We start from the raw sequence: 26,999 nt of genomic DNA, 5'->3' as shown, positions 1-26,999 counted from the left end.
TTAGAGCCCGCTAATGTCGCCCTGCCAGAGCTTTTTACTGCCCCAAATCAGTGCGATTTGACCAAGGATCAGCAGCACTAGATTACCCAGCGACCAATAGAGCAGACTGCCCTCGTGTTGCAGCGCCGCGAGGCTAATAGACACCCAGAGCGAATGCCCAAGCACCACCAGCATGGTCAGGCTCACTTGCAATACGCGGCGACACAGGCAACCTAGGCCTAACACTAAGGCGCAGGCCCAATACGTGCTCATCACTATGTGCGCCAGCAGAGGCAAGCTCAAATCACCATCGAGCCAAGTGACAAACAGACTGCAGATTAACACGCTCAAACTGAGCAGAAGCAGCAAGCGTTGTTGACCACGACCAAAGGCCTTAACTAAGCCTGCACGGCCGTCAAAGCTTGGCATCAACAGCAGCATTTCAGTCGCCCGAGAGCGTTGTACACGGCTCCAATGCACCAGCGAACAGCTAATCACACTAAATTGTGCCAATAGCAGTAATACGGGGAAGTTCCAATGCAGCTCGTGGGAGACGATCCCAAGTCCGATGGTTAACACGGGGAGCAACAGCAGTAACACGGTCAGCATAGGACCGATAAAGAAGTTAACCGGATGCAGATAACGCTCTAACCGAGTCAATATCCGTATGGATTGCAGACTAGGCAGCCAAAACCAGCCCATTTCCAAGCCGTTAAGATACACACTTCGTGCCTCTACCCGCCAAGGTAACACTAAGCATCGGCGCCAAATCAAGGCCGCGAGTACAAACAGCACTATGATGCTCAGCCACAGCGGCACTTGCTCCGCCAACTCGTTGGAAAACGGCACTAAGATAAACAGTAAAAAGGAGCTGTAAAACCATTGGGTTTGCCGCAGGCACAGCAAGATAAACCCTAGGCTTATCCCTTGGGCAAAGACCAGTAACGACAGAGTATCGGTCAGGTCAAACAGCACACACTGCAACACCGCAAGGCTAAAGGCGCCTATCAGCATCACTTCACACTGGATAAAAATATTCTGCCGATAACGGGGGATTAATATGGAGCACTCACTCGCCATCAGGCGGATCAGCTGCCATGCCACCGCTGCCGAGGTAGACACTAGCCCCATAGTGACAAAAATATCGAAACTCGCTTTTTGCCCCGCCCATCCCGCTAACACGCTCAGAGCCAAGCCAAATATGCCTGTGCCTAAAAAACTCACGCTGCCCACATCAAAAAACCATAGCCGCAGCATACCGTTAAAGGGATTGAGCGAATGGCCAGTGCCAATGCGGGTCGTTGATTCAACTATGGGTTTCGCGGCACTCATTTGTGCAGCTCCACAAAGAGTTGTTCTAAATTCAGCGCTTCGCTGCGCTGCACGCCGGGCAAATTAAGCTCCACATCGCCCCTATCCACCAGCACAGAATCGCCATCGCGGCTGAGGATACGCACCTGCTCAGATAACTCGGCGCCCTCCGCGAGCTTGACTAAACGCACCTCTTCCCGCAGGGCATCAATCTCCTTAAACAGCACTAACTCGCCCTGTTTAATCAGGGCAACATGGCTCGCGACCCTTTCTAAATCTGAGGTGATATGGGATGAAAACAACACGGCCGAGCCGGATTCGAGGGCCAAGTCGAACAAATCGACCATAAACTTGCGTCTGACTATCGGGTCGAGGCTGGCCACGGGTTCGTCGAGGATCAGCAACTCGGGACGATAGGCCATCGCCATGATCAAGGCCAAGGATTGACGCTGACCAACGGACAGGCGCTGCACCTGTTGAGTCACATCTAATTCGAAGCGGGTGAGCCAATCCTGCTCTAACTGCATATCCCAGTGGGGATAAAAACTGCGGTGCAAATCGAGGGCGCGTTCAACGGTAAAGCCTTCATAACCAAAGGGTTGCTGCGGAACATAGCCTAAGCGTTCCTTCGCGGCAGAAGAAAGCTGTTCCGGCGTTTCACCTAAGGTGCGGATTTCACCCGAATCTGGCGAGAGGATCCCCAAGGCGCAGCGCATTAGGGTCGATTTACCCGCACCGTTTTGTCCCAATAGACCGACCACCATACCGGCCGATAAACGTAAGGTCAGATCCTTGAGCGCACGTTTTTCGCTGGCGCCTTTGCCACGAAACACTTTGTTTACGTTAGAAAACTCTAGTATTGGGGTACAGTCTTGGTCCATCGAATTGCGTCCTTTTTATTCTCGTTTTCGCTTAGCTCGACTCAGGCTACCAACGCTCATTAATCAATTGCAGTAACTCGGGCAAACTCACGCCCAGCTGCTTTGCCTGCGCCAGCAAGGCATCTAATTGCGGCTCGAGCAGACTCACGCCCGACTCCATCGCCTCGGTACGCGCCGCGACCCTAGTCGCTTGACCACGGCGGCGCTCAAGCCAACCTTGATCGACCAATTGCTGAATCGCGCGGGACACCGTCATCGGATTGACCGCAAGATATTCAGCAATTTGGCGCACTGAGGGTAATACGTCTTCCTCTTGCAACTGGCCGCCCACAATCAAGCGCACGATTTGCTCGTGTAATTGCTTGTAAATTGGCTCACCACTGCTGGGGTTGACATTTAAAAGTTCTAACATTAGTCTTTACACACTGTATTAATACATTGATACACCGATACACTGTATTTAAAGTAACACACTCATCCTGAAATGCAAAAAGGAAAGCGCTCATGATAGATAGCATGATCCACAGGAAGTCCCATAATGCCAGCGCTGACGTGGCAATGAAGCGCATTGATACGCACCAGCTCTCGAGCAAGTTAAGCAAAAGCATCATCAGTTTGAGTGCGCTGATGCTCGCCATGGGTAGCGCCACGGCTTGGGCGAGCGACAACTCAGTAAAGCCCACTGAATCCGCCAACACCTGTTATGTGGAGGGCGTATCGGACCGCTTAAACTGCGGCTTTGTCACTGTGCCGGAAAACCCTAATAAGCCCGATGGCAAACAGATCCAAGTGCATTATGTGGTCTTGCCCGCGGTGAAAAACGTCAACCACGAAGAGGCCTTACTGGCGATCGCCGGCGGCCCAGGTCAATCGGCCATAGATAACGCGGCAGGCTTCGATAGCATGCTGAACAAAGTGCGCCAACAGCGCGACATTCTGCTTATCGATCAACGGGGCACTGGCCGCTCGAATCCACTGAACTGCAACTCAGGCCCGCAATCTCCGCTCGCCATCGACGAGGATAATGTCGATACCTTGGTCGAGGCGCAAAAATGCCGCGATCAATTCCCCGATACTGACGTTACCCAATATGGCAGCCTCAATGCGGTGCAAGACTTCGAAGCCGTACGCGCCAAGTTAGGCTACAAAAAACTGCACCTCTACGGTATCTCCTACGGCACGCGTATGGCGCAGCTCTATATGCGCTTATATCCCGAGCACTTAGCCACAGTCACCCTAGACGGCATTGTGCCCATGCAGCAGAGCGTATTGGAGATTGGCTCGGCGATTGAACGCGGCTTTGACTTGCTGTTTAAAGACTGCCAAGACACAGCCGCCTGCCATGCCGAGTTTCCTGAGCTCAAGGCCGAGTTTGACCAAGTAGTCGCTAAACTCAGCCAAGGCCCAGTGATGGAGCAAGTGCACGACCCTGTGACGGGAGAAAAGACCCTACTCACTATGACGCGCTCAAAGTTTTACGGCGCGATCCGCATGGCGCTGTATCAAACCAATGTGCGCGCCTTAGTGCCCCATGCGATTCATCAGGCCGCTAAGGGTAACTACCAACCATTACTCGGGTTATTTGCCTTAACTACGGATAATGCGGGTATGGCAATGGGCATGCACGCCTCCGTCGTCTGCGGCGAAGACATGCACCGCATCACTCCGGCGATGCGTGAACAGGCCAAAAACTCCTATGTCGGCAAAACCATGCTCGAAAGCCTCGAAACCTCCTGCTCTGTGTGGAAGGTGCCAGCGGTCGATGCCAACTTTAGCGAGCCTATCAAGAGCGATATCCCCACACTGTTGCTGTCGGGCGAAATTGACCCTGCAACCCCACCGAGCTGGGGAGAGCTGGCAATGGAAAAACTCACCAATGCCAAACACTTTGTCGCGCCATACGCCACCCATGGCGTGGCCTATCAGTCCTGTGCCAATAACTTAATCGCCGAGTTAGTGCGTACTGGTTCGGTCAAAGATCTCGATGGTGAATGTTTGAAGAAGGATGTACGCCGTAGCTTCTATTTAAATGCCAGCTCGGTTGAGCCACTCGCGACCGAAGCCGCAACCCAATCAGCCAAGAACAAGCCCAGCACTGGTGCCAAGGAGTAATCATGATCAAAGTATCCCATCTTTCTAAGCGTATCGGCGAAGTGCAGGCCCTAAACGATTTGAGCTTCGTGGCCGAAAACGGCCAGATCACCGGCCTGCTCGGCCCCAATGGCGCGGGTAAAACCACCTGTTTACGCACGATTTTCGGGCTGTTAAAACCCGACACTGGCACGGCTGAAATTGAAGGTATCGACGTTGCCATCGACCCGATTGGCGCTAAGCAGCAGTTAGGCTTATTCCCCGACCCGTTTGGTCTGTATGAGCGCTTAACACCGCGGGAATATATCCGTTACTTTGCCGAACTCAGCGGTTTATCCGCGAGCGATGCCAAGGCGGCCACCGACAATGTCATCGCCAAATTGCGCCTCGAAGATATCAGCGATCGCCGCTGTAAAGGCTTCTCCCAAGGGCAAAGAATGAAGACCGCACTCGCCCAGGCCATAGTCCACAGTCCGAGCAATATTATCCTCGACGAACCGACCCGTGGACTCGATGTAATGAGTACTCGTTTGCTGCGCGACATTCTTATTGACCTTAAGAATCAAGGGCATTGTGTGCTGTTTTCCAGCCATGTGATGCAGGAAGTCGCAGCATTATGCGACCAAGTGATCGTGATGGCGCAGGGTCGAGTGGTCGCCATCGGCAGCCCTGAACAGCTCTGCGCGCAAACGGGTAAGGCCTCACTCGAAGATGCCTTTATCCAGCTGATCGGTACCGATGAGGGGATTGCCGCATGATGACTCACAGCATTAACGCTCACACAAATTGCGATAACGCCTGCTTCGACCTCATGGCGAACAGACAAACTTGGGATAAGGAATAATCATGAACAAAATCATCGCAATGGTTCGCAAGGAACTGATAGACGCCGCCCGCGATAAACGCTCTGTGATGGCGGGACTCTACTACGCCATCGGCACGCCACTGATCATGTGTGGCCTGTTTATGGTGCTTATCGGCCAGCTGACCAGCCCAGACGATCTCAAAATCAACATCACTAACCCCGACAAAGCACCTGACTTAGTGAGATTTTTGTCCAACAAGGGCATTACCCAAGGTGAAGCTGGCGCTAAGGATCTGAAAGCCATCGAGCTGATTATCAGCCCCGACTATGCCAAGCAGATGAACCAAGGCAAAGGCGCCGAGATCACTATCGTGGCCGATAACTCAGAGGAAAAACTGCAAAACTCGATTCGTCGCTTAGAGAAACAGTTGCAGGCCTACAGCGCCGAAATGGGTAGCCTACGCTTAATCGCCCGTGGTATCGACCCTCGAGTGGTGCAGCCACTGAAAGTAAATGTGCATGACCAAGCCACGACCGACTCTAAGGGCGGGATGATCTTAGGCATCGCCATTTTCACTATGATTTATTCAGTGTTTATCTCGGGGATGAATCTGGCCATCGACACCAGCGCCGGTGAGCGTGAGCGCAACTCCTTGGCATTGTTACTCAGCCATCCACTGACCACACGCCAATTAGTGCTCTCTAAAATCATCGCCGTCGGCCTATTTGCCCTGCTCGGCTTAGTGTTGATTTTACTGGTGTCTAAGGTCGCCTATACCTTCGTGCCTTGGCAGGAACTCGGCTTTAGCGTCAGCATCACCAATGAGTTTATGGCGCTAATGCTGCTGGTCGGTATTCCCGTCGCGCTGATGGCCGCCTGTCTGCAATTGTTTGTGTCCTTTATGGCGAAAACCTTTAAGGAAGCCCAATCCTACCTGACCATGGTGTTGTTTGTGCCCTTAGCGCTATCGATGGCGGCCAGCTACAACATAGCGCCGGACATTCTGCAGTGGTTGCCCGTCTCGGGTCAGCAACAGGCACTGATGGATTTTATCAAAGGTAAGGACATGAGCATGCTGCAACTGCTGGTATCGACGCTCGGCACCTTAGCCATCGCCCTCGTCTTGGCGTTCGGTATGGAAAAATCCTTAAAGAGTGAAAAAGTGGTCTTCGGCTTATAACACTATCGACCCAAGGGCACTGTACGCCCTTGGGTTAAAGAGGTCAGTTATGGAAAACGAATATGTGCTGATGGTGATCATGGTGACTTTTGTGGTGGGCGTGAGTGCCACAGAAATGTTTAAGCATTATCTAAAAATCCGCCAACTGGGCGGCGGCAACGAGCGACAGCTTGAGGATAAACTCACGCAACTGAGTTTACAGAATCAAGTGCTTACCGAGCGTCTGCAAGTGCTGGAGCGCATAGTGACAGACGCAGAGAATGACACAGCCAAGAGATCTCTGGCGCAGCAGATTGATGCGCTGAAATAGCCGTTAATGCAGTTCGGCCTCGCAGCAGTTGTCGCTATCAAACTCATATTGCTGAGTATTAAAGCGCTGCCTGTAGGCCCTCGGGGTTAAGCTCGTTAGCTGAATGAATAATTTGCGAAACGAGCTGACATCCTCATAACCCACACGGGTGACCACTTCCTCTAAGCCTAAACTGGTCGTTTCCAATAGACGTTTTGCCTCATCCACCCGCAGACGCTGTACATAGCTGGCCGGAGTCTCGTTTAATGCCTTTTTAAAGCGGCGAATAAGGGTACGCTTACCTAAAGCAAATTTATCAGCAATATCATCTAGTAACAGCGGTTCGGTTAAATGATGCTGCATCCATTGCTGCACATTCCAAATCACCTCGTCCTTATGGCTCGACGTCATCAGATCCATGGTCATAAAGGGTTGTTGGGATTGGCGATTAGGATCAATCAACAGGATTTTTGCCATCTGGCTTGCTAACTGCTCACCCACCAAAATGTGCACTAAATGCAGGGCGAGGCTCATATTCGAGGTCGTCGCCCCCGCGGTATGCAGATGGCCGTCGGACACCACCAGCTTGTCCATCCGCAGGTTCACCTTGGCAAAGTGTCGCTGAAACATCTCATTCAGCCACCAGACGGTGGTCGCTTCACGCCCATCCAGCAGGCCGGAGGCCGCTAAAATCAAGGTGCCGGAGCAATAGGCCGCCAATGGTTTTCCTGAGGCAGCAAACAGCCTTAACGGTTCGAATAAGGATTCAAAATCATTGAGATAGGTTTGAAACTCGCTTTTATTGGTCACCATGGCCGAGGCCAAGATCACCGCATCGGAGTGCAGAATATCACTCGGGGTATTAAGCCCAACGGCAGGCACTTTAATACCTTGATTCGTTAGGATATCACCGCCATGACTCGACACCACTTGGCACTCAAACAAGTCTTGTTCGGCCTGTGGATTGACTCGCCGCCAATAGGTATTGCAGAAACTAAACACATCGAGAAAACCAATAATCCCGCTGGCAACCGTATTATCCGTCGCCAAAATAGTGATCCTTCTCATCCCAATGCCCTCCCCAGCCTCATCATGCATTGAGTCTAGCGCACTGGCCAAAAATGTCACTACTCACCCTAAAACTGTCAATAACGACACTTCAAACCCAATATGGGAGTTTTTAGACTGTGCTTAAATCTCCAGCACACAGGACGACACTATGACACAGCGCACCCTCAGCCAGTTTAAACGCCTGCTGGCCTTTGGCTTACTCAGCCTCATTTGGGCACTCTTGCTCTGGTTAAACTTCAGCATTGCACCCAATGCCTTCGCGCATTTTGTGGCTATCCCAGTGCTGTTTATCGCGACGGGCGTGTCGGCGCTGCTAATCACCAGCAAGCCACCAACTCCGAACAAGCCAATAAAAAACCCAAGCTAGGCTTGGGTTTATGTCATCTTGCTGTGCGGCGCGTTATTTTGCCTTAGGCCTAAAAGGCTTAATCACGGCTTCGTTACACTCGAGGTACGGCCCTTCCATCAGGTCGATGCAGTAAGGGATGGCGGGGAACACCGCATCTAAACATTCGCGGATAGATTTTGGCTTGCCCGGCAGGTTCACAATTAATGAATCCCCTCGCAAGCCCGCAGTTTGGCGCGAGAGAATCGCCGTAGGCACAAACTTTAACGACTCGGCGCGCATCAGTTCACCAAAGCCCGGCATCATGCGATCGCACACGGCCTCAGTCGCCTCAGGCGTGACATCGCGCTTGGCTGGACCAGTGCCGCCCGTGGTCACAATCAAGCAGCAATCCTGCTCATCGGCCATCTTGATCAGGGTCGCTTCAATCACATCCTGCTCGTCGGGGATCACTTGATAAATCGGCTCCCACTCGCTGGTGAGGTAATCATTGAGGGTGTCGATAATGGCCTTGCCCGAGATATCCTCATAAATCCCCGCGCTGGCACGATCGCTTACCGTAACAATCCCGATTTTTGCTTTGCTCATAGGAAATCCCCAATCATGTTGAAATAAAACCAATCGACCGAAAGCAGAGGAGAAACCTATGCTCCTTCGACTATAAGCCGCAGCTAAAATAGCATAAATGCTCGACTAATGGGGCAAGTAAAACGTGATGAAGTTCGCGCAATAGGCTCGAAAAAAAGCTAAGGCAAGCAATCACTCACCTCAGCTTGATGGTTTGCAGGAAGAGTTAACTCACCTGTGACAGTGTGGGCAACGCAGGGAAAGCGCCCTTCTGCCCACAGGTTACGGCGCCGCAACGCACCGCAAACTCAATCGCCTTGCGCAACTGTGTCTGACATGCGAGTCGATGTTTTAAGGTTAGATGCTCGAGATCAAACGCCAACTCAGAACCTAGCGCAAACAAAAAACCCGCCATAAAGCTGTCGCCCGCCGCCGTGGTATCAACGGCTTTAATTTGTGGGACTGGCACACTAAATCGTTCATTCACTGTGATGCATTGCACTGGATTGGCGCCGTCAGTAATCAAAATAACTTCAACACCTTGCGCCAAACAAAACTGCAAATAATCTTCGAAACTCTTATTCCGCGTTAATGCTAAATACTCAGCCTCTTCACGGCTCATTTTCAGCACTTGTGTGTAACGAAAACACTGCTCAACCCGCTCAGCAAGCAATGCGGTATCGGGCCAGAGCGATAAGCGCAAATTAACATCAAAACTCACTATCTTATTGAATGAATTCGCACAACGAGCGCCATAGAGACTCGCGTTAAAAATGCTCGCTTCGGTAAAGGTATTGGAGCAGAGATGAAAAATATCCATCTGTTGCCATGGAATGGCATCAAAATGGCGCGGGCTATAGCAAAGGTCGGCAGTCCCTTGGCGGTTAAACTCAAAGGTCCGTTCGCCATGCTCATCCAAATTTACCACCACAGTCGCCGTTGGCGCCTCCGGCACTTGGGTCAAGTAATCCGTTACAACCCCTTCATTCGCTAGGGCTTGTTTTAACATAGCCCCATAATCATCGGTGCTGATGCCGCCGGCAAAGTAACTCTTGCCCCCCAGTTTGGCATAACCCACAGCCACGTTTGCAGGCGCGCCGCCCGCAATGGCTTGATGGGACTTGCCGCTAATATCTGTGGGCAATAAATCCACTAACACCTCACCGAAACTGAGTAATACCGTCATATGGATCCCTTTATGTCTCTAATGGTTAAGCAAAAAGCCCATGCTTGATGGGCCTTTTAAATTGTTGGTTTTAAGCCTCAAACCCGCCGGAGTTAAAACTCGTATCTCAAGGTTGCACTCGTGGTTCTGCCATTAATGGTGCGAGCACGGATAATATTGTTATCAGGAATCGAACCCTCTTCAGCTTCAGTGATACCCGTAGCATCAAACAGGTTGTTGACGTTTAACGAGACGCTTAAGGCCTGAGTCAAGTTGTAGGTTGCAAAGGCATTGACCTGATTGTAACCATCAAACTTGAGATCATTATTATCCTGTGCATAGGAGTCAGTGGTACCAATCAGGTTGATGCCCACTGAGCCTTGGTCAAAGTTATAACGGCCCATCAGCGAGTAGATAAAGTCGGCCTGTCTTCTTGGGGTATTCCCCACAACGTCTGGCGTTAACGCATCCTTGGCAATTTCAGCGTCGGTCCAAGTGACATTGCCCCTAAAATCGAAGTCACCGATAAAATAGGCCGATTCAATTTCAATACCTTTGGCTTTGTACTTACGGTCGAAGAAACGCTGACTGGTCGCCTCGAAGTTTTGCTCTTCGGTCTCTGAATAGAAAGCGGTCGCGAACACCGATAAATCATCGTAACGGTACTTAACGCCTAACTCATATTGATCCACATTATCGACAGCGTCTTCTTTTGCCACTGAACCATCGGCACGAACCTTACCAAATAACAGGCGATCCGCATTGGCGCGGCCACCATGACTCAAGCGACCAAATGCAGCTAAATCACTGTCAAACTGATAGTTTGCTCCGAGTGAATAGGAGGTGTAGCTCCAGTCATAATTCACGGGTTGCGGATTGGCATTATCGATAGAAGAGACGCTCTGCTCAGGAATAGAGATAACGCCATCCAAGTTCATATCCACTTGCGATTGCACATTACCTGCGTAGTAACCACTGGCATCGCCGCTGTCGTACCGCACACTGGCATCCAACGACAAATCCCCAAAACTTGACGCTACCGCAAGATAAGGCGCCTTAATGTTGTATTCGGTATCGTAATTACGTTGGCAACAGTTGCCCCAATAAGGCACACCATAGCCGTAGAGCCCAGCATCAGAATAGGCGGTACCATCGGTGGCCACCACATCGAGCAATGCGGCGTTATCCCCTTTGACTTCCATCAGATAGGAGTTCCACATCCAGGTCATATTGATATTTTGGGTGGCATTGTAATAACCCAGAGTAACGCTGGTATCGTCAAAAGTTTTCGTCAATTTTAAGTCGTTTACGATTGAGCCAAAGTCATTCATCTTGACGTCGAAGGTATGGATACGCATGGCGAGTCCATCCATAGGATTGCCCGCATCGGGACCATTGGCATAAATCAACTTGGCGCCAGTGCCGGCAATACTGGCCGCAATGTCGGCACCATTAGCCACTTCGGCAGGGAATGGCGCCATAAAATTACCGCTCACATCCGAGAAACGGAAACGGTTTTCGACCTGCCAATCATTGCCTAAATCAAAAGACGCCTCTAAACCCACAGAGTTAACCTCAGGGTTCATACCATCGCGCATATCACCGCGACGACGCTCACCATCGGCGCCCAAACTCAGGGTTGAGAGGAAATAAGCTGATTGAATAGCATCGGATTTCGCATTAAAACCTGGGACAGAACTACCGTCCGAATACATTGGCATAGGTAAGTAGCCAATACTCTTATCATCTAAGTGTTTAAAATAAAGACGAACATAGCCACTATCGAACTCTTTGGTAATGTTGGCTTTTACCTGGCCGCCCTTGTTGGCATCATAACCAGCTTGGCGAGGACCTTCGCCAGTCCGCACAAATCCCCCCACATGGAAACGCAGACTGTCATTGATACTCGTGCCATATTCAAAGTCGGTGCGGAAGGTATCGTAGTCCAAGCCAAAGGTGGTAGACACACTGCCAGCATCCGAGCTACCAGTTTTACTGATCACGTTAATAATACCGCCGGGAGCATTACTGGCCGCAGTAGACGCCGAACCACCGCGAATCGATTCAATAGTTTGCACTGTAGAATCTAAGCGTAAGAAGATATCCGCATTACCAAAGGCAATATCGCCAAACTGCAGAATAGGTAATCCATCTTCTTGGATTTGAAGAAACTTAGCACCGCCCGATGCCACAGGTAAGCCACGGACAGCAATGTTAGCGTTACCTTCACCACCCGTTGATTCCACCTTCATCCCCGGAATGATCCGGAATGCTTCGGCAGATGAACGGGGAGTACTAACCTCCAACTCGGCGAGTGATACGCTGCTAACTGACACGCTCGAGTCCATGACGCGGGTACCACGAGCAACGCCCGTAACGGTAATACGCTCGAGGCCTAACGCATCTTTCTTGGTTTCTTCCTGCGCGGGTGCATCGGCAGCCCAAAGCTGAGAACTCACCAAGACGGCGATGGTACTTAACAAGAATTGTTGTGATGTGCGATTTATCATTTTTATGTCCCCACCCATATTTTGAGAAGCTGCCTATATCTCCCCACGGCAACTTCTACTGAATTGTTGTTAATCGATTAGTGAGTCTTGTTTGGTTCCCAAAAACATCTTAATCGATTAAGTTAACAAGTTAGCAACTAAATAACAAAAAGCAAGTGCGTTTTTTGTACAAGCCAACAAACTTAAAGTGGGAACAGCTAGCAATTAATTGATTAATCGAAAAAATGTGACAGAAAAAATTTTTCTGTCACATTTCAATTCAAACGGTTTCACGGCTTAACAGAGCTTGAGAAGGATCTTTAATCAGATTAATCCCCGCTAACAGGCACAACAAAACGGCAAACCCGGTTGCGAGGTAAAAGCCATACTTCACATGGCCGAAAATATCCCCAACTAACCCCATGCACAGGGGAGCCAACGCCGCAGAAACCGCGGTAAAAAACAGGATAACTCCAGCCACAGAGCCGTGCTGTGCCACGGGGAAACAACTGATCCCCTTGGAGTTTAAAGTGGGATACATCATTGACATAAACAGCCCTGAGAGGGGCAAGAGAATAACGGCGGCCTCAACGCCATAGAGCATAGAGCCGAGGTAGCAAAGGCTGATCGCTAAGCTAAACCAGAACATAACCTGTTGCCACGAAAAGTGATTTAATATCCACCCACCCAAAAACCGTCCACCCGCTCGCAGGGTAAAAAAGATGGTCAAGGCATAGGCCGCAAGTACTGTGTAATCCCCCTGATACTCTTGCAGCAAGCTAGGCATCCATACATAAATCGCCACTTCGGTGGCCACATACAAACCAATCGCAAGGGAAAACCCTAATGCATAAGGATTTTTCATCATACTGAAGGTATTCGTCAGATTAATTGTTTCCGTTGAAGATCGCTTAACCTGCGGATAATCGGCCCTAAACGCTAGCCAACAGAGCAGCAGACAAAACACACCCGCCCCAAAATACAAATACTTCCATGACACACCACTGATAAGCAGATAGCTGACGATGGCTGGCCCCACCATGGCGCCGACCCCAAAAAATCCTTCGACCGTATTCATGGTGCTGGAATGCTGTTTTGTCGACCGAGAAATATCACCGATCAGGGCTAAGGCCCCGGTTTTAAATACCCCTATTGCCAAGCCCACCAAGGCCAATAGCAGCAGGAAATAATAAAACGACTCCCCAAGCGCAAATAAAAAACAGGCAATGGCGAACAACAACAGCCCTAATAAAATGGTTAGTTTACGCCCTATTTTATCCGCCAAAAAACCGAGGAATAGACCACTTATTGCAATAAAAATCATCGGCATATAATGAAAGGCGCTCGCCTGTGATAAAGAGAGGCCAAACTCAGAAATCAGCTGAGGAATGATCACGCCCACGGCATCTGAGGTCATAGCGAACATAAAAAACATTAAATACGTCAACACTCTAATTCGAGTGTGATGGCGATTTTCTACAGAATTTGAATCACTTACCATACTGTTTCACCTTATCGTTATCGCGCTAAATCCCCTTTGAAGCTAGCTAAGCCCCAAACAGCTTTAGGCATTATTTATGTACAGCAGTGAGCTAATCCCCCCAAAACCAAGACTAACTCAAAAATCTAACAAACCACTTGAATAATGTTTCACATTGGTTAAATATACAACTTAATCGATTAAGTTTGTTTGTGCAATTTATAAATAACCGCCAGCAAACTTTACTCTGGGAAGGCTACTAAAGCGTGGGCAAAGTATGAAAAATCAAGTGCAATTGATCACCTATGTCGATCGGATAACCGGTGCCGGACTCAAACAACTCAAAGCCTTACTCGATAATGAGTTAGATGGTTTATTTGGGGGCGTTCATCTACTGCCATTTTACTATCCCATCGATGGCAGCGATGCGGGGTTTGATCCCATAGACCATGTACAAGTGGACTCACGCTTAGGTGATTGGGACGATGTCAAAAGCATAGGCGAAGCGTTCGACATCATGGCCGACTTGATCGTTAACCACATGTCCGCAGAATCCCCCGAGTTTAAAGATGTACTCAAACATGGCAAACAATCGGTTTACTGGGATTTATTCCTGACCAAGGACAAGGTATTCCCTGAGGGATTAAGTGAACAGGATCAAAAAGCTATCTATCGCCCCCGCCCAGGGAGCTGCTTTAGCACTTACACCTTAGCGGATGGTTCAACGGAAGAATTTTGGACCACCTTTACCCGTAACCAGATCGATATCGATGTTAACTCAGCTGCAGGTAAGGATTATTTAAACCGCGTATTGGCGCGATTTAACCACAGCAAAGTCAATTTAATCCGCTTAGATGCTGCAGGTTATGCGATAAAAAAACCCGGCACTAGCTGCTTTATGATTGAAGAGTCCTTCGAGTTTGTGGATAAATTAGCGAAGCAGGCCAATGAGTTAGGTATGACAACCCTAGCCGAAATCCACTCCCATCATATGACGCAAATCGATATCGCCAAACGAGTGGACATGGTTTACGACTTCGCCCTGCCACCGCTCATCCTGCACACGCTGTTTAGCCAAGATTGTAGCGCCCTGAGTCACTGGCTAGACATGGCCCCTCGCAACTGCATTACCGTTCTCGATACCCACGATGGCATTGGTATTATCGATGTCGGCCCAATGGATGGCTTACGCGGATTATTGGACGAAAAACAAATCGATAATCTGGTCGAAACCATACACGACAACAGTAAGGGCGAGAGTCTACAAGCCACAGGGGCGGCCGCCAGCAATGTCGATTTGTATCAAATCAACTGCACCTATTACGATGCCCTAGGGCAAAATGACCTTGATTACTTGATGGCGCGAGCAATTCAGTTTTTCGCACCGGGTATTCCTCAGGTCTACTACACAGGCCTGCTTGCCATACCAAACGACATGACGTTGCTGAATCAAACCCACGTCGGCCGAGACATTAATCGCCCCTATTTAAACCGGGAAAAAGTGCAACAAGCCCTGCAAAAACCTGTGGTTAAAGCCCTCATCCAATTGATTAAACTGCGTAATAGTAGCGCAGCATTCAATGGCCGCTTTTCGATGGCAGCAAGTGGAAAAACACTAACTCTCACATGGTCTGCACAAAATGCATCGGCCAGTCTTAGTCTCGACTTTGCCCATAAACAAGGGCTGATCACCCTACTTGATGAGCAAGGCATCGAAACCCAAATCGCATTAGCAGACCTGCTCACTCAAGCACAGGCCTAATGCAGAACAAAAACAAAAGGCGCTTAATTAGCGCCTTTTGCATATAAAACTGATTGTATTAACAGCTTTTGCCTAAACGTAGTTCATACCCTAATACCTGAGCATGCACGGCATCGTCGATAAACATCTGCGCCGCCATTTGGCCTTTTTGTTCCGAGTATTGGTAAACCGTGGTCAGTGGTGGATTCGAGCGAGTCGCCTCATCAATACCATCAAATCCCACGACACGAATATCCTCAGGAATCGCTAATCCCATGGCCTGCGCCTCACCCAGCACACTAAGGGCAATTAAGTCGCTCATACATAAAAATACATTGGGTCTTGGGGTTGAGTTTAATGCCTCCTTGGCCGCAATCCGCGCATACTCCGCATTACTTTCTGGAATATTCCAAATCCGATCATTACCAAGGGTGACACCCGTTTCCTCAATCGCCTGTAAATATCCCTGCAACCTCTGGTGCGCAATCGACATATCGATTTCGAGCAAATTCAAATCGTAAACTCGGCAAGTTAAATGGGTATCGAGTAGCCTCAATCCCAATATTGCAACTTGATCGGAGGGAGATTTTAACGCCAATTTTGCCACCTCATAGGCGGCTAACTTATTGTCAATGCTGACAGAAGCGTTGCGGTGGATATCAAAGTCCACTGTAACCACCTTCTTCTTAACCTGTTTTAATTGCTCGGCGAGCAAGGTATTGCGCGGGCGACCATAACAAATAAACCCATCCACAAAATCGGCCACCGCATTCACACTGTCGGAGCTGCCAGAAAATAGCAGTAAGTTGAGTTTTTCCCGCTCCAATACCGAAGCCACCCCCTTCATAAACTTACTGGCGACAGGATCGGACACCATATATTCAACACTATCGGACAGTACCAGCGCGACGGTATCAAATTTGCCCCTACGTAGGGACTGCGCCGCCTTATTTGGGCCAAAATACCCCAGTTTAGAGCAGGCGGCTAAAATCTCGTTGCGACGTTTTTCCGATAGCTGATCGGGACGATTAAAAGCATTAGAAACAGTGGCGTTAGAGACACCTAGCTCGTTAGCTATGCTCTTTAAAGTCCAGTTTTTAGTTGTCATGCAGAATTCCTGGCAAAGAATGGGGTCACAGCGGAAGCGAACCTACCGCAAATACTACACAGCTTAAATCCGTCGTGCACCAACAAATCTACTCATGATCCCTAAGCGCAGTCGCAGGCGAGAAATAACCCACAATCGCCGAGCTGAGTGCCACCAGAGCCGCCGCGATAAAACCCCATTGGAAGGCGTGATGCACAACCTCTATGGGTAACTGCTTTATTGCCGCAATTCCCACCTGCGCCCCGTCGAGCGGTAATAAGCCATATAGCAACAGACTGAATAAAGCCGTACCAATTGCCGCGCCCATGGAACGACTCAAGGACACCATGGCGGTGATTTGACTTAAACGCGCCTTGCCCGACACGCTCTGCACCACTAGCTGTACGCTGGGCATCACAGTCCCTAAGCCAATGCCCACCAGCACACCTAAAGCGCCGATAAGATTCGCATTCGGCGGCACTAAACCGATTAAGAGCAAACCGATAAAGGCCAAGCTCATGCCGAAGGTCGGCAACCATTTAGGCGCCACATCCCGACTCAACAGCCTGCCAGCGATGGTGGAACCTGTGACAATGCCAAAGGTCATTGGCATCAGCAGCAAGCCCGTTTTGGCCGGATTGGTGTGCAGACCGACCTGCAGGTAAATGGGTAAAAAGAAGATCATCGCAAACAGGCAGGCGGCAAACAGCGCGGCCGTGAAGAGCGGCATATAAATGGCTTTATTGGCGAGTAAATCCAGCGGTAAGAAAGGACTCTCTCGCCGACGCTCCCACCACAAGAGCACTAGGGCGCCCACACAGATAAATCCCATAAAGCCTAAACTTGTGGTCGATAGCCAAGCAAAGTCTTGCCCCGCCACTGACAACCAATACAGCAGCGCCGTGATGATCGTGGGAAATAACAGCACGCCGAGTAAGTCAAACCGCCCTTGCCGCACGGGTTTAATACTCTGTTTATGCAAGCGATTAAGTCGCCAAACCGCCAGCATGACCAAAGGAATATTCGCCCAAAATAACCAGTGCCAAGAATAGGCATGCACCACAAAGCCACCAATCACAGGGCCGCCAACACTGGCGAGGGTAAACATAGCGGCAAAATAGCCCTGAAAACGCGCCCTTTGCCGTATCGGCACCAATTCCCCTACCAGGGATTGGGACAGACTCATCAGCCCGCCACCGCCGAGGCCTTGGAGTATCCGCCCGGCAATCATATGGTCCATAGCCCCAGCACTGGCGGAAACAATTGAACCCAACGCAAACACCACTAAGGCGATCATCAGGATTTTAGCGCGGCCAAAGTTATCCCCTAGCCAGCCGTAAATAGGCACACTGGCCGCCATCGCCAGCATATAACCGATAGTGATCCACGAGGCTTGCCTGAGGCCGCCAAGATCTTCCACTATCGCAGGGGTGGCGGTGGCGAGTAGGGTCTGATCGACCGCCGCCAGAAACATGGGTAAGAATACGGCGGAGAAAATCGCCAGAAAAACCGAGGTGGGCAGAGGCTCATGAGGGGACGAAGCAGACGCTGGGGTCATAGAGTCTCCACCTGTGATTAAGGCTTAAATTCGCCTTGCATTCCAATACTTTGATGCCCAATAACTATTTAGCAGACTCGAAATTTTCACCCCTTGGCTCGTCGAGACATGGAGGAAATTATTCCCGCCCACATAAATGCCGACATGGTGCGTGCTCCAACCCGTTTTGAAAAACACTAAGTCGCCTTTACGCAGTTGGTCCCGCGCCACAGGTTTGCCGAGAGCTTGCTGTTCTTCCACAGTGCGCGGCAGAGTCATGCCCAACATCTTTTGATAAGCGACCGACACAAAGGCCGAGCAATCGATGCCTTTCTTAGTGCCGCCACCTAGGCGATAGGGTACGCCGCGCCATTCGGAATGGAAATCGGCGATATTGCTATCGTTCCAAACGGAGACAGGTTCAACTTGCTTCACCACAGGCTTAGGTTCTGGCGCGCTCGCACAGGCGCCAAGACCTAAGGCTAAGATAACTATCAGTAATCGTTTCATTAGCGTAAAACTCATCGCAGGCAATTCTTGCGTAATATGGGTGCTATCAAAGCGATAACGAAAATATCGTGAAAAAACCGATGGTAACAGCCTAAGCTAATCCCAAGCTTAAAACTATAACGCCGTCCACAATAAACGAATACCCACCAGCACCATTAAAATCAAGATGATGCGTTTAAACAACCTATCGCTGATCTTATCTTGAATCGCCAACCCCAGTTTTACGCCTAACCAAGCCAAAGGCGCAAGTAATAGCGAAATCAGAATGTTACCTTGGTTAATTTGCCCGAGCAGACTATAGGGCACCAACTTAACCAGATTCACCACCGCAAAAAATACCACTGCCGTGGCTAAAAACTCTGGCTTGGCCAAGCGTAACGGCAGCAAATAGGCATTGAGTGGCGGCCCGCCCGCATGGGCCACAAAGCTGGTAAAGCCTGCGGTTAAGCCGCAGAGTCGCCCCACGAGTGGCGAAGGCGTTGCTTGGGTTTTATCCCCTAATATCAAGCCATAAAGACCAAAACCTAAGGACACACAGCCTAAAATCGCCCGTAAGTAATCTTCGTTTAAGCGGTCGAACAACCAATAGGCTATGCCTATGCCCACAATCGCTGAGGGTAAAAGGATCCATAATTGGCGAGGATTATGTTGGCCCCACCAGGAGCGAACACTTAAAAAATCCATATAAATCAGCAATGGCAACATGATTGCCGCCGCGGTTGCCGGGCTAATGGCCAGCGCTAACAGGGGCACGGTCAAGCCACCGACTCCGCCGGCAAAACCCGATTTAGAGATCCCAGTGATCAACACCGCAGGAATCGCCACCAGCCAAAAAACAGGGTCTGTTAACATCCCTTATTCCCAATATTGCGTTAAAGTCATTAAGGTCGAGCAACGAGTAACAGACCTTGAGGGCGATAACACGCCTCGCTGCACCAGCATAAATGTTAAGTCTATCCGTGTCTAAATGAAGATAAGGAGTCGATATGAGTCAAATGCAAACATCGCCATTTTACGGCGGCCCAAGGGAATGCCCCGTCGAAGATGGGCGGATCCAAATCCAGCAAATTGCCCCAAAAATCAGTGATGTGGGCGGGATACCCGTGGCGCGGGCGATTCCGCAAAAACCGCGTCGACTCATAGGACCTTGGTGTTTTCTGGATCATATTGGCCCAGTCTCCGACGGCCCCTTAATGAATGTGGGCGAGCATCCCCATATCGGCCTTCAAACCTTCACTTGGATGCTGGAGGGGGAAATCATGCACAGGGACAGCCTAGGTAGCGCCCAAGTGATCCGCCCAAAGCAGGTCAATCTGATGACCGCGGGCCATGGCATAGCCCACACCGAAGAGTCCGTCGAAGGTCATCGCACTATGCATGCGGTGCAGCTATGGATTGCGCTGCCGCTGGAACACAAAGACACAGCCCCTAGATTCGACCATTATCCCCAGCTGCCGACTTGGCAGGAGGCGGGCGCGGAATTCACCCTATTGATTGGCTCGTGGAAGGATAAACAGGCGCCCACACAACACTTTTCGCCGATCGTCGCGCTTGATATCTTCGCAGCAGAGGCCACTCAACTAACACTCAGGCTGGATCCGCGATTTGAATATGGCCTAATGCCCCTCGAAGGCCGATTCGATATCGACGACGAGGCCTTTGATAACAATAACCTCGCTTACCTTGGCATGCTGCGCGAGAGTGTGACGCTCGAGCTTCACCCTGGCGCACGTTTGCTGCTGATTGGCGGCGCGCCCCTCGCCGACACCGTCAGTATTTGGTGGAATTTTGTCGGCCACAGCAAGGAAGATATCGCCAGCGCCCAAGCCGATTGGGAGGCCAAGTCACCACGTTTTGCCACAGTGCCGGGTTATAACGGCAAACGCTTAATACCGCCGCCCATCCCTTGGTAATCTAGGTCGTTAATCCTTGCTGTTCATGTGTTAGCGCGAGGTAATCGAGCTAGATTGCCTCGCGTAATGGCGGTATTTGCAGCCACTATCTAATGTAAGTTGGTGAGTAGAACCGCCTGCCTGATGTAAATGTCAGACAATGACCACACGCCAAGCCACAGAAAATTTTACGGATTTTTTACGCGCTATCCCCACAGGCCTTTGCTAGAGTAGCCTTAACTTCAGCAACGCCTTAGCCGTTATGACTTTTGCAAATACAGCCTCCATCAACCAATACTGGCGCACGCATCCCGCGTTATTTACCGCCATGTTGTTAATGATTGCTCTGCTCACTAGCTATTTGATTGATCACTTTTCAGGCTCGGCCATTGCCGTACTGCTTATCCTGCAATTAGCCGTGGTCGCCGTGGCCCTGCAATGCAGCGCCAACTACGCCTATTTTGTGGCCGTGTTTGGCGCTGTAAGTTTCAATTTTTTATTTACCACGCCGCGCTATTCGTTGCAGATGTTCAACGTCGAAGACATAGTCAATCTAAGCGTGTTTTTGCTGGTCGCCCTCACTAGCAGCAAGTTAGCCGAACATTATCGCCGCCAGCAGCAAGCGCTCGAACAGGCACAGCTCAGAAACAGTATTTTACTCTCGGTCTCCCACGATTTACGCACGCCGCTTGCGACCATTATCGGCACCTTAACCACACTGAAGGAATACCAAGCTAAACTCAGCCCAGAGCAAAACGAGGAGCTTATCGACTCGGCCGCCGCCGAGAGCCATAGGCTGCACCAATATATTGAAAACCTCTTGCAGGCGACCAAGTTACAACATGGCGCACTCAAATTTAGCCTAGACGAAGCCAATCTACGCGAAGTGCTACAGCGCACTATTGCCCGCTTTCAAACCGCGCAACCTAGGATCCAAATTCATAGTGAGCCAGAACTTCCGCCATTAATGATTTGCAGCTCTTTGATTGAACAGGCGATTTTTAATGTGCTCGACAATGCCCTGCGCTACTCGCCCGCAGAACTGCCTGTCACGGTAAATCTGTACCGCCACCAACAGATGCTGCGCATCGATATTCAAGACTTAGGACAAGGCATAGCGCCAGCCGACGCCGAGGCCATTTTCGAACTGTTCTATCGTCAACATCCCTCGACCGATGGCGGTGCGGGATTAGGCCTAGCGGTCGCCAAAGGCATTATTACCGCCCACAGGGGTAGCATCGGCGCCGAAAGTGTTGCCCAAGGCAGCCTGATCCGCATCGCTTTACCCATAACCACGGAGGCGGCATAAATGGCATATAGGGTCTTAGTAGTGGATGATGAGCCGCAAATCCATACCTTTATGCGGATCTCACTCGAAGCGGAAGGCTTTGAATACTTAAGCGCCACCAGCATAGCCACGGCGCTTAAACAATATCAAAGCCACCAGCCGCACCTTATCGTGCTCGACCTCGGCCTGCCCGATGGCGATGGTATCGAATTGCTCCATGGGCTGCGCCAGCAGGATAAGACCCCAGTGCTAGTGCTCACCGCCCGCGATCAGGAGGAAGAAAAAATCCGCCTACTCGAGGCAGGCGCTAACGATTATCTGAGTAAGCCCTTTGGCATCAGGGAATTAATCGTGCGTATCAAGGTATTAGTCCGTGATCTTGTGGATACCTCAAGCACTATCGATATGCTGCAATTCGGCCCGCTCACCCTACAAAAGAGCAGCCATCAATGCTGGCTCAATCAACAGGAAGTGGCACTAACCAAAAAGGAATTTGCCCTGCTCGCCCAACTCATGTCCCACCCAGGGCAATTACTGAAACAGAGCGAGCTGCTGCGCAATATTTGGGGCGAGACTCACCAGGAAGATAGCCACTACCTGCGGATTCTAGTCCGCCAACTGCGTAAAAAGCTTAACGACAGCGACGAACAACAGCTGATCAAAACCGAGCCCGGTTTAGGGTATCGACTCACCGACCTCGGCCTGCCCTAGGTCAGCTCGCCTCACTCTTTAGCTCAACCACAAAAGGATATGAAATGGCACATTTTACTGTCATCGGATTAGGCCGCTTCGGCGTTGCCGCGAGCCTCGAACTCATCCACTTAGGCCACACGGTTACCGGTGTCGATAGCGACCCTAAAATCGTTGAAAAATATGTAGAAAGTCTTACCGAAGCGGTGATTTGCGACTGCGCCGATGAGGCGTCGCTGCGCGAACTCGATCTGACCAACTGCGAGGCCGTGCTGGTCGCTATCGGTGAGGATATGCAGTCTAGCCTGCTGTGCACGCTGGCACTGAAAAACCTCGGCGTGCAGACGATTTGGGTCAAGGCCAGCACCAAGGCGCACCATACCATAGTGTCGAAACTCGGCGTTGCCCGCATTATTCATCCCGAGGAAGAAATGGGGATCCGCGTCGCCCAGTCGCTTAACTATCCTATGGTGAATAACTTTCTCGCCATCGGCGACGGGCTTTATATTGTTGAAATCCATATTAAAGCCCAGTTGCATCACACCACTGTTGGCCAACTGCTCGGGAGCTTGCAGGAGCACAGCGCCGATGAGCAAACCAATGTCCCACGCAATCCTAAGGGCAAGGTAGCGGCGCTGATGGTTAAGCGTGAGCACAACGTATTTAGCAAGATTGATAGCGACTTTAGCCTGCACACAGAGGATGCCCTATTCCTCTGCGGTAGCCGTGCCGAGTTAAAACAGCTCGCACCAAGGTTGGTGTAACGTGGTTCAATGGCACCCTTCGCTCACCCTAGAGCACACACCTAAAAGCGGTAAAAAACTCTTTGGCGCGCCGCCTTTTATCTTAAGTGTCAGTTTTGCTCTGCTGATCTTACTTGGCACTTGCTTGCTTAAACTGCCCATCGCCACCGAGTCGCCCATTACTTGGCTGCAAAGCCTCTTTACCGTGACCTCGGCGGTGACGGTCACAGGGCTTGTGGTCGTCGATACAGGCAGTGTGTTCACGCCCTTTGGCCAAGTGATTATCGCGCTGTTAATTCAATGCGGCGGCCTAGGTTTGATGACCTTTGCCATCGTCACACTGATAGCACTTGGCGGTAAGATAGGTTTCTTGCAGCAAACGGTGGCGAAAGAAGCGTTTAATCAAACCGATACCTCCACCTTAGTCTCGACCGCTAAGGCCGTGCTGGTGTTTTCACTATTGGTTGAAGCTGTGGGTATGCTGATTTTATCTGTCTACTGGAGCGGCGAATTGGGCTGGCAAACCAGCCTATTTCATGGCTTCTTTTATACCATTAGCGCCTTTAATAACGCGGGTTTTGCCCTAAGCCCAGATAGTTTAATCCCCTATGTGGCCGACCCAGTCGTTAACCTCACTATTACGGGTTTATTTATTGTGGGCGGCCTTGGGTTTTCGGTGTGGATTGACCTCAAGCGCAATAAACGTTGGTCGAAGCTCACCGTCTACAGCCGCATGATGATTACCGGCACCATACTGATCAATGCCGTAGCAGTGATAGCCATTTACCTGATTGAGTACAACAACCCCAACACCCTCGCGCCCTTAAGCGAACTCGGCAAATGGTTAGCCTCTTGGTTTCAAGCCGTAACCCCTCGCACCGCAGGCTTTAACACCCTGCCCATAGACCAACTCGAGGATGGTTCCACCCTATTGATTTTAGTGTTGATGTTTATCGGCGGCGGCTCCCTCAGCACCGCCAGCGGCATTAAAGTCGTGACCTTTATGGTGCTTATTCTCGCCACCTACGGCTATTTACGCCGCGATGAAGCAGTGTATGTGTTTAAGCGCGAAATCCCCAAAGACACCATTAGCAAGGCACTCGCCCTAACGATGATCTCCATCGGCGTCACTTGGCTGGCAATATTCGCCCTCGTGCTCACCGAAAAAGCCCCAATTATGGATATCGCCTTCGAAGCCGTATCCGCCCTCGGCACAGTTGGGCTATCCCGCGGATTAACAGGCAATTTATCCAGTGCAGGCCAAGGCATTATCATCTTTATGATGTTTATGGGGCGCCTCGGCCCATTGATGTTGGCCTACTTCCTTGCCAACCCAAGGGTAAAAAAGCTGCGCTATGCAGAAACCAAATTAGCAATTGGCTAAGGATTGGTTGGTGGCACAACAAATTTACTGATAATCAGAGAGTTGTAATCTTGAGCCTGTGGGATGCGGTGTTTTTCAAGATAGTTGTCACTCTTTGTTTAAATATTAAGCTGCATTTATTACGCCTTCTTCTGGTGCCTTATCTGGGTTGAGTGTTACAGCGCCAACCGCTTCACAATTTCTGATCTCTGTAGACCAACGCATCGGTTTTCTTTCCTTCGCCGCCTCAAGCACTTTCTTGCGCTTCGCTAAAATAGCGCCATCTTGCAGTGCATGACGTTGCCCTGGTGAGACAAAATTTAGCTGGCTGTGTTTATGCTCATCGTTGTACCAGGTTACAAACTTTTCCACCCATTCTCTTGCTGTTGCTAAGCAGCTAAAACCTGATGCCGGCCACTGTGGGCGGTATTTCAACGTTTTAAATAACGACTCTGAAAAGGGGTTGTCATTACTCACCCGCGGCCGACTTAATGATGCCGTAATACCAAGCTCTTCCAGCTTGGCTTTCATGGTCAGTGACTTCATCGGCGCCCCATTATCAGAATGCAGCACTAATGGCGTGTTAAAGCATTGCTCGCGTAACAGACAGCGTTGGATTAGCGCAGCGGCATATTCCCCACTTTCTTGCTCATGAACTTCGTAACCCACTATTTTTCTACTGTAAATATCTTCAAACAGGTACAAATAGTAGAACTGGCCTTTGACGATTGAGGCTAAATAAGTGATGTCCCATGACCACACTTGATTCGGCCCATCTGCCCGATAACTCAACGGTTTGCTTCGATTGACCGCAGCCTGAGTGCGGCCACGATGGTTAAGTTGACCATGAGCATTTAACACTCTGTAGAAGCTGGATTCCGAGGCGATATAAATCCCGTTATCTAATAATGTTGGCACAATTTGCGACGGGGGTAAGCTGGCGTACTCCGCTTGATTGCACACACTTAATATCTGTTGTCGCTCATGTTCTTCGAGTTTATTTGCTGGCTCTGGTCGAGCTGCTGTTGGCCTTAAATCAGCTTGCACTTGACCTTCTCGATACCAACGTCGATAGGTACGCTTACTGAGGCCCGTTTCAGCACAAGCCTTATAAAGGCGAGCACCATTGGTATAGGCCTCTTGGATTAAGGCAATCAATGCTATGCGCTCAGGCAAGGGGGTTAGCTCTCCTCGCTGTCGTCCCCCCAGAGCGCATTGAGCTTTTTTCTGAGCACCAGTAACGCAGCAGCTTCAGCCAGCGCTTTCTCCTTATAGCGCAATTCCCGTTGCAGCGATTTGATTTCGGCTTTGTCAGCCTTAGCCTGCTGTTTAATGGTTTTAGTTTGTACTTCTGAGGTTTGAAAACCAGCTAAACAATCCTGTTTCCACTGCTGTACTTGCTCGCGGAACAAGCCCTTTTCACGGCAATACTGGTTTATCTCCGCTTCCGACAGCGGCGCTGTTTCAATAATCACGGCAAGTTTTGCTTCAGCCGACCAATCATCGGCTGTTAATGTTTTACCTGGCACGGGGCGACCTTCTTTTCTGGCAATATCTCGCCAATGATACAAGGTTTGCACCGCGATGCCTTCTTCCCGAGCGACCTCTGCGACCGTTAAGTTGTGAGGAGGTAATAATTTTTTAAGGATCGCTTCTTTACGTTCTGGTGAATACCGAGCCATATCGTTCTCTTTTGCCGCACCCTGTCTTTAAACATAATGATTATTTAGGGGTGACAACAATCCTGACACAGGGGGGATGGTCGAGTTGTCTATGGAAACGCTGACGGATAGGTGAGCCATGGCATTTGCTCGACGACGCGGAGAATAGAAACCTTGGGGTTCTAAGCTTATGAACGATAGCCATGGAAGACGAACTGGCCGTTAAGCACGGATGTTGTTCAAGTCCATCCGAAGATGCAAGGCCGCCCGTCTGATGTAAATGGATTCACGAATGCCACGATGGCATGGATGCCAAAGAGCGGCCATGGGGCGGACGGTCGTCTCACTAATCACCATGACTCTTCTGTTTAACATCGGCGTGACCTGTTTGTTTTAAAGAAGATATGCGACTCGTTTATGGGACATTTTCGAGTTAAAGCCTTAACTCGAACGTGTCTGTTTTGGATAAGAATATCTATGGGCTAACGCTAAGCTCAGTAGCCGAGCACTGGCGCGTAATTTTGCTCCGCAAAATGCGTGACATTGTGAGGTCTATTGCAGCGCCTTGTTATGAGCTACATATCTATTGAGCTAACAACTGTTTTTCCACAGCTTTCTGACTTTTTGCACTCACTTTCGTAATTCGCTTTTGCTTAATAGACCACACTTTATTAGCTAATATTGAACCGCTTAAATTAAGATCTTTAGCATTAACTAGTTTTATTGCCTTTTCTAAATCTGTATTTTCTTTGGTCAAACTTGATAATATAACTTGCGTGTACATATCCCACCCTATTGGTCTAAGTAACAAATGCCCACCATCATTACTATT

At 50.1% G+C, this 26,999-nt stretch carries 25 protein-coding genes; 11 read left to right on the top strand and 14 right to left on the bottom strand.

Going from position 1 to position 26,999, the window contains the following annotated elements:
* Genes N7386_RS00395 through N7386_RS00385 form a run of 3 tightly spaced genes read right to left on the bottom strand, consistent with a single transcriptional unit; the run spans position 1 to position 2,583 of the window.
* On the bottom strand, positions 1-1,311 hold the full coding sequence (locus N7386_RS00395) for an ABC transporter permease (RefSeq protein ID WP_279766726.1): 1,311 nt from the start codon (positions 1,309-1,311) through the stop codon (positions 1-3).
* A complete protein-coding gene (locus tag N7386_RS00390; protein ID WP_279766725.1) occupies positions 1,308-2,171 on the bottom strand; it encodes an ABC transporter ATP-binding protein in 864 nt (287 codons plus the stop codon). The genes N7386_RS00395 and N7386_RS00390 overlap by 4 nt, the downstream gene beginning before the upstream one ends.
* A 46-nt stretch (positions 2,172-2,217) precedes the next feature.
* On the bottom strand, positions 2,218-2,583 hold the full coding sequence (locus tag N7386_RS00385) for a GntR family transcriptional regulator (protein ID WP_011620909.1): 366 nt from the start codon (positions 2,581-2,583) through the stop codon (positions 2,218-2,220).
* Between the two features lie 146 nt (positions 2,584-2,729).
* Between N7386_RS00385 and N7386_RS00380 the strand changes: the two genes are divergently transcribed.
* From N7386_RS00380 to N7386_RS00365, 4 genes are all read left to right on the top strand, one after another.
* Positions 2,730-4,283 carry an alpha/beta hydrolase gene (locus N7386_RS00380; RefSeq protein ID WP_279770937.1) on the top strand — a complete coding sequence of 518 codons (1,554 nt, stop codon included), beginning with the start codon at positions 2,730-2,732 and terminating at the stop codon, positions 4,281-4,283.
* 2 nt (positions 4,284-4,285) lie between these two features.
* Positions 4,286-5,020: an ATP-binding cassette domain-containing protein gene (locus N7386_RS00375; protein WP_023265913.1), complete on the top strand. Its 735-nt coding sequence runs from the start codon at positions 4,286-4,288 to the stop codon at positions 5,018-5,020.
* A gap of 88 nt (positions 5,021-5,108) precedes the next feature.
* On the top strand, positions 5,109-6,248 hold the full coding sequence (locus tag N7386_RS00370) for an ABC transporter permease (RefSeq protein ID WP_088212736.1): 1,140 nt from the start codon (positions 5,109-5,111) through the stop codon (positions 6,246-6,248).
* Positions 6,249-6,297: 49 nt separating this feature from the next.
* Positions 6,298-6,558 carry a hypothetical protein gene (locus N7386_RS00365; RefSeq protein ID WP_088212737.1) on the top strand — a complete coding sequence of 87 codons (261 nt, stop codon included), beginning with the start codon at positions 6,298-6,300 and terminating at the stop codon, positions 6,556-6,558.
* Between the two features lie 3 nt (positions 6,559-6,561).
* Here N7386_RS00365 and N7386_RS00360 read toward each other — a convergent pair whose 3' ends face one another.
* Positions 6,562-7,605, bottom strand: a complete 1,044-nt coding sequence (locus N7386_RS00360; protein ID WP_279766723.1) for a helix-turn-helix domain-containing protein — start codon at positions 7,603-7,605, stop codon at positions 6,562-6,564.
* A gap of 151 nt (positions 7,606-7,756) precedes the next feature.
* Between N7386_RS00360 and N7386_RS00355 the strand changes: the two genes are divergently transcribed.
* Positions 7,757-7,975: a hypothetical protein gene (locus tag N7386_RS00355; protein WP_011620903.1), complete on the top strand. Its 219-nt coding sequence runs from the start codon at positions 7,757-7,759 to the stop codon at positions 7,973-7,975.
* A gap of 33 nt (positions 7,976-8,008) precedes the next feature.
* Here the strand turns inward: N7386_RS00355 and mog are convergent, their stop codons facing one another.
* From mog to N7386_RS00335, 4 genes are all read right to left on the bottom strand, one after another.
* Entirely contained in the window at positions 8,009-8,542 is a 534-nt protein-coding gene (gene mog / locus N7386_RS00350; RefSeq protein ID WP_006083754.1) for a molybdopterin adenylyltransferase, read from the bottom strand.
* 205 nt (positions 8,543-8,747) lie between these two features.
* A complete protein-coding gene (locus N7386_RS00345; protein WP_086902922.1) occupies positions 8,748-9,707 on the bottom strand; it encodes a carbohydrate kinase in 960 nt (319 codons plus the stop codon).
* Positions 9,708-9,799: 92 nt separating this feature from the next.
* Positions 9,800-12,196, bottom strand: a complete 2,397-nt coding sequence (locus N7386_RS00340; RefSeq protein WP_086902923.1) for a TonB-dependent receptor — start codon at positions 12,194-12,196, stop codon at positions 9,800-9,802.
* 259 nt (positions 12,197-12,455) lie between these two features.
* The gene (locus N7386_RS00335) at positions 12,456-13,676 is read right to left on the bottom strand and encodes an MFS transporter (protein WP_086902924.1); all 1,221 of its coding nucleotides are present in this window, start codon (positions 13,674-13,676) and stop codon (positions 12,456-12,458) included.
* Between the two features lie 256 nt (positions 13,677-13,932).
* Here N7386_RS00335 and gtfA point away from each other — a divergent pair, with 256 nt between their 5' ends.
* Positions 13,933-15,417: a sucrose phosphorylase gene (gtfA, locus tag N7386_RS00330; protein WP_086902925.1), complete on the top strand. Its 1,485-nt coding sequence runs from the start codon at positions 13,933-13,935 to the stop codon at positions 15,415-15,417.
* Between the two features lie 58 nt (positions 15,418-15,475).
* Here gtfA and N7386_RS00325 read toward each other — a convergent pair whose 3' ends face one another.
* The 4 genes from N7386_RS00325 to N7386_RS00310 all read right to left on the bottom strand — a co-directional run bounded on the left by N7386_RS00325 (position 15,476) and on the right by N7386_RS00310 (position 19,382).
* Positions 15,476-16,504: a LacI family DNA-binding transcriptional regulator gene (locus N7386_RS00325; RefSeq protein ID WP_086902926.1), complete on the bottom strand. Its 1,029-nt coding sequence runs from the start codon at positions 16,502-16,504 to the stop codon at positions 15,476-15,478.
* Between the two features lie 88 nt (positions 16,505-16,592).
* Positions 16,593-18,041, bottom strand: a complete 1,449-nt coding sequence (locus N7386_RS00320; RefSeq protein WP_279766722.1) for an MFS transporter — start codon at positions 18,039-18,041, stop codon at positions 16,593-16,595.
* 24 nt (positions 18,042-18,065) lie between these two features.
* Positions 18,066-18,530, bottom strand: a complete 465-nt coding sequence (locus N7386_RS00315; protein ID WP_041408656.1) for an NlpC/P60 family protein — start codon at positions 18,528-18,530, stop codon at positions 18,066-18,068.
* A gap of 114 nt (positions 18,531-18,644) precedes the next feature.
* On the bottom strand, positions 18,645-19,382 hold the full coding sequence (locus N7386_RS00310) for a sulfite exporter TauE/SafE family protein (RefSeq protein ID WP_279766721.1): 738 nt from the start codon (positions 19,380-19,382) through the stop codon (positions 18,645-18,647).
* A gap of 134 nt (positions 19,383-19,516) precedes the next feature.
* On the opposite strand from N7386_RS00310, the gene N7386_RS00305 reads away from it, so the two are divergent.
* From N7386_RS00305 to N7386_RS00285, 5 genes are all read left to right on the top strand, one after another.
* A complete protein-coding gene (locus tag N7386_RS00305; RefSeq protein ID WP_279766720.1) occupies positions 19,517-20,443 on the top strand; it encodes a pirin family protein in 927 nt (308 codons plus the stop codon).
* A 241-nt stretch (positions 20,444-20,684) separates the two neighbouring features.
* Entirely contained in the window at positions 20,685-21,731 is a 1,047-nt protein-coding gene (locus N7386_RS00300) for a DUF4118 domain-containing protein (RefSeq protein WP_279766719.1), read from the top strand.
* Positions 21,732-22,421 (top strand): response regulator transcription factor, encoded by a 690-nt coding sequence (locus tag N7386_RS00295; RefSeq protein WP_279766718.1) that lies wholly within the window; start codon positions 21,732-21,734, stop codon positions 22,419-22,421.
* A gap of 44 nt (positions 22,422-22,465) precedes the next feature.
* The gene (locus N7386_RS00290) at positions 22,466-23,164 is read left to right on the top strand and encodes a TrkA family potassium uptake protein (RefSeq protein WP_011624699.1); all 699 of its coding nucleotides are present in this window, start codon (positions 22,466-22,468) and stop codon (positions 23,162-23,164) included.
* Between the two features lies 1 nt (position 23,165).
* On the top strand, positions 23,166-24,527 hold the full coding sequence (locus N7386_RS00285; protein WP_279766717.1) for a TrkH family potassium uptake protein: 1,362 nt from the start codon (positions 23,166-23,168) through the stop codon (positions 24,525-24,527).
* Between the two features lie 105 nt (positions 24,528-24,632).
* On the opposite strand, the gene N7386_RS00280 is transcribed toward N7386_RS00285, so the two are convergent.
* Both N7386_RS00280 and N7386_RS00275 read right to left on the bottom strand, forming a co-directional pair.
* Positions 24,633-26,188 (bottom strand): IS3-like element ISSpu6 family transposase gene (locus N7386_RS00280; RefSeq protein WP_086937296.1). Its coding sequence is split into 2 segments (ribosomal slippage): positions 24,633-25,726 and positions 25,726-26,188, totalling 1,557 coding nucleotides; the frame shifts between segments, so codons are not numbered across the junction.
* Between the two features lie 562 nt (positions 26,189-26,750).
* A complete protein-coding gene (locus N7386_RS00275; RefSeq protein WP_279766716.1) occupies positions 26,751-26,951 on the bottom strand; it encodes a hypothetical protein in 201 nt (66 codons plus the stop codon).
* Positions 26,952-26,999: the final 48 nt, after the last annotated feature.

The organism is Shewanella sp. GD04112, from assembly GCF_029835735.1.
GTDB lineage: Bacteria > Pseudomonadota > Gammaproteobacteria > Enterobacterales > Shewanellaceae > Shewanella.
Note: the sequence above shows the minus strand (reverse complement) of the source record. Positions and strands in the feature narration are given on the sequence as shown.

Excerpts from the sequence above, each read along its gene's own strand:
- N7386_RS00395 (WP_279766726.1), bottom strand. The coding sequence starts at position 1,311 with ATGAGTGCCGCGAAACCCATAGTTGAATCAACGACCCGCATTGGCACT.
- N7386_RS00390 (WP_279766725.1), bottom strand. The coding sequence starts at position 2,171 with ATGGACCAAGACTGTACCCCAATACTAGAGTTTTCTAACGTAAACAAA.
- N7386_RS00385 (WP_011620909.1), bottom strand. The coding sequence starts at position 2,583 with ATGTTAGAACTTTTAAATGTCAACCCCAGCAGTGGTGAGCCAATTTAC.
- N7386_RS00380 (WP_279770937.1), top strand. The coding sequence starts at position 2,730 with ATGAAGCGCATTGATACGCACCAGCTCTCGAGCAAGTTAAGCAAAAGC.
- N7386_RS00375 (WP_023265913.1), top strand. The coding sequence starts at position 4,286 with ATGATCAAAGTATCCCATCTTTCTAAGCGTATCGGCGAAGTGCAGGCC.
- N7386_RS00370 (WP_088212736.1), top strand. The coding sequence starts at position 5,109 with ATGAACAAAATCATCGCAATGGTTCGCAAGGAACTGATAGACGCCGCC.
- N7386_RS00365 (WP_088212737.1), top strand. The coding sequence starts at position 6,298 with ATGGAAAACGAATATGTGCTGATGGTGATCATGGTGACTTTTGTGGTG.
- N7386_RS00360 (WP_279766723.1), bottom strand. The coding sequence starts at position 7,605 with ATGAGAAGGATCACTATTTTGGCGACGGATAATACGGTTGCCAGCGGG.
- N7386_RS00355 (WP_011620903.1), top strand. The coding sequence starts at position 7,757 with ATGACACAGCGCACCCTCAGCCAGTTTAAACGCCTGCTGGCCTTTGGC.
- mog (WP_006083754.1), bottom strand. The coding sequence starts at position 8,542 with ATGAGCAAAGCAAAAATCGGGATTGTTACGGTAAGCGATCGTGCCAGC.
- N7386_RS00345 (WP_086902922.1), bottom strand. The coding sequence starts at position 9,707 with ATGACGGTATTACTCAGTTTCGGTGAGGTGTTAGTGGATTTATTGCCC.
- N7386_RS00340 (WP_086902923.1), bottom strand. The coding sequence starts at position 12,196 with ATGATAAATCGCACATCACAACAATTCTTGTTAAGTACCATCGCCGTC.
- N7386_RS00335 (WP_086902924.1), bottom strand. The coding sequence starts at position 13,676 with ATGGTAAGTGATTCAAATTCTGTAGAAAATCGCCATCACACTCGAATT.
- gtfA (WP_086902925.1), top strand. The coding sequence starts at position 13,933 with ATGAAAAATCAAGTGCAATTGATCACCTATGTCGATCGGATAACCGGT.
- N7386_RS00325 (WP_086902926.1), bottom strand. The coding sequence starts at position 16,504 with ATGACAACTAAAAACTGGACTTTAAAGAGCATAGCTAACGAGCTAGGT.
- N7386_RS00320 (WP_279766722.1), bottom strand. The coding sequence starts at position 18,041 with ATGACCCCAGCGTCTGCTTCGTCCCCTCATGAGCCTCTGCCCACCTCG.
- N7386_RS00315 (WP_041408656.1), bottom strand. The coding sequence starts at position 18,530 with ATGAAACGATTACTGATAGTTATCTTAGCCTTAGGTCTTGGCGCCTGT.
- N7386_RS00310 (WP_279766721.1), bottom strand. The coding sequence starts at position 19,382 with ATGTTAACAGACCCTGTTTTTTGGCTGGTGGCGATTCCTGCGGTGTTG.
- N7386_RS00305 (WP_279766720.1), top strand. The coding sequence starts at position 19,517 with ATGAGTCAAATGCAAACATCGCCATTTTACGGCGGCCCAAGGGAATGC.
- N7386_RS00300 (WP_279766719.1), top strand. The coding sequence starts at position 20,685 with ATGACTTTTGCAAATACAGCCTCCATCAACCAATACTGGCGCACGCAT.
- N7386_RS00295 (WP_279766718.1), top strand. The coding sequence starts at position 21,732 with ATGGCATATAGGGTCTTAGTAGTGGATGATGAGCCGCAAATCCATACC.
- N7386_RS00290 (WP_011624699.1), top strand. The coding sequence starts at position 22,466 with ATGGCACATTTTACTGTCATCGGATTAGGCCGCTTCGGCGTTGCCGCG.
- N7386_RS00275 (WP_279766716.1), bottom strand. The coding sequence starts at position 26,951 with ATGTACACGCAAGTTATATTATCAAGTTTGACCAAAGAAAATACAGAT.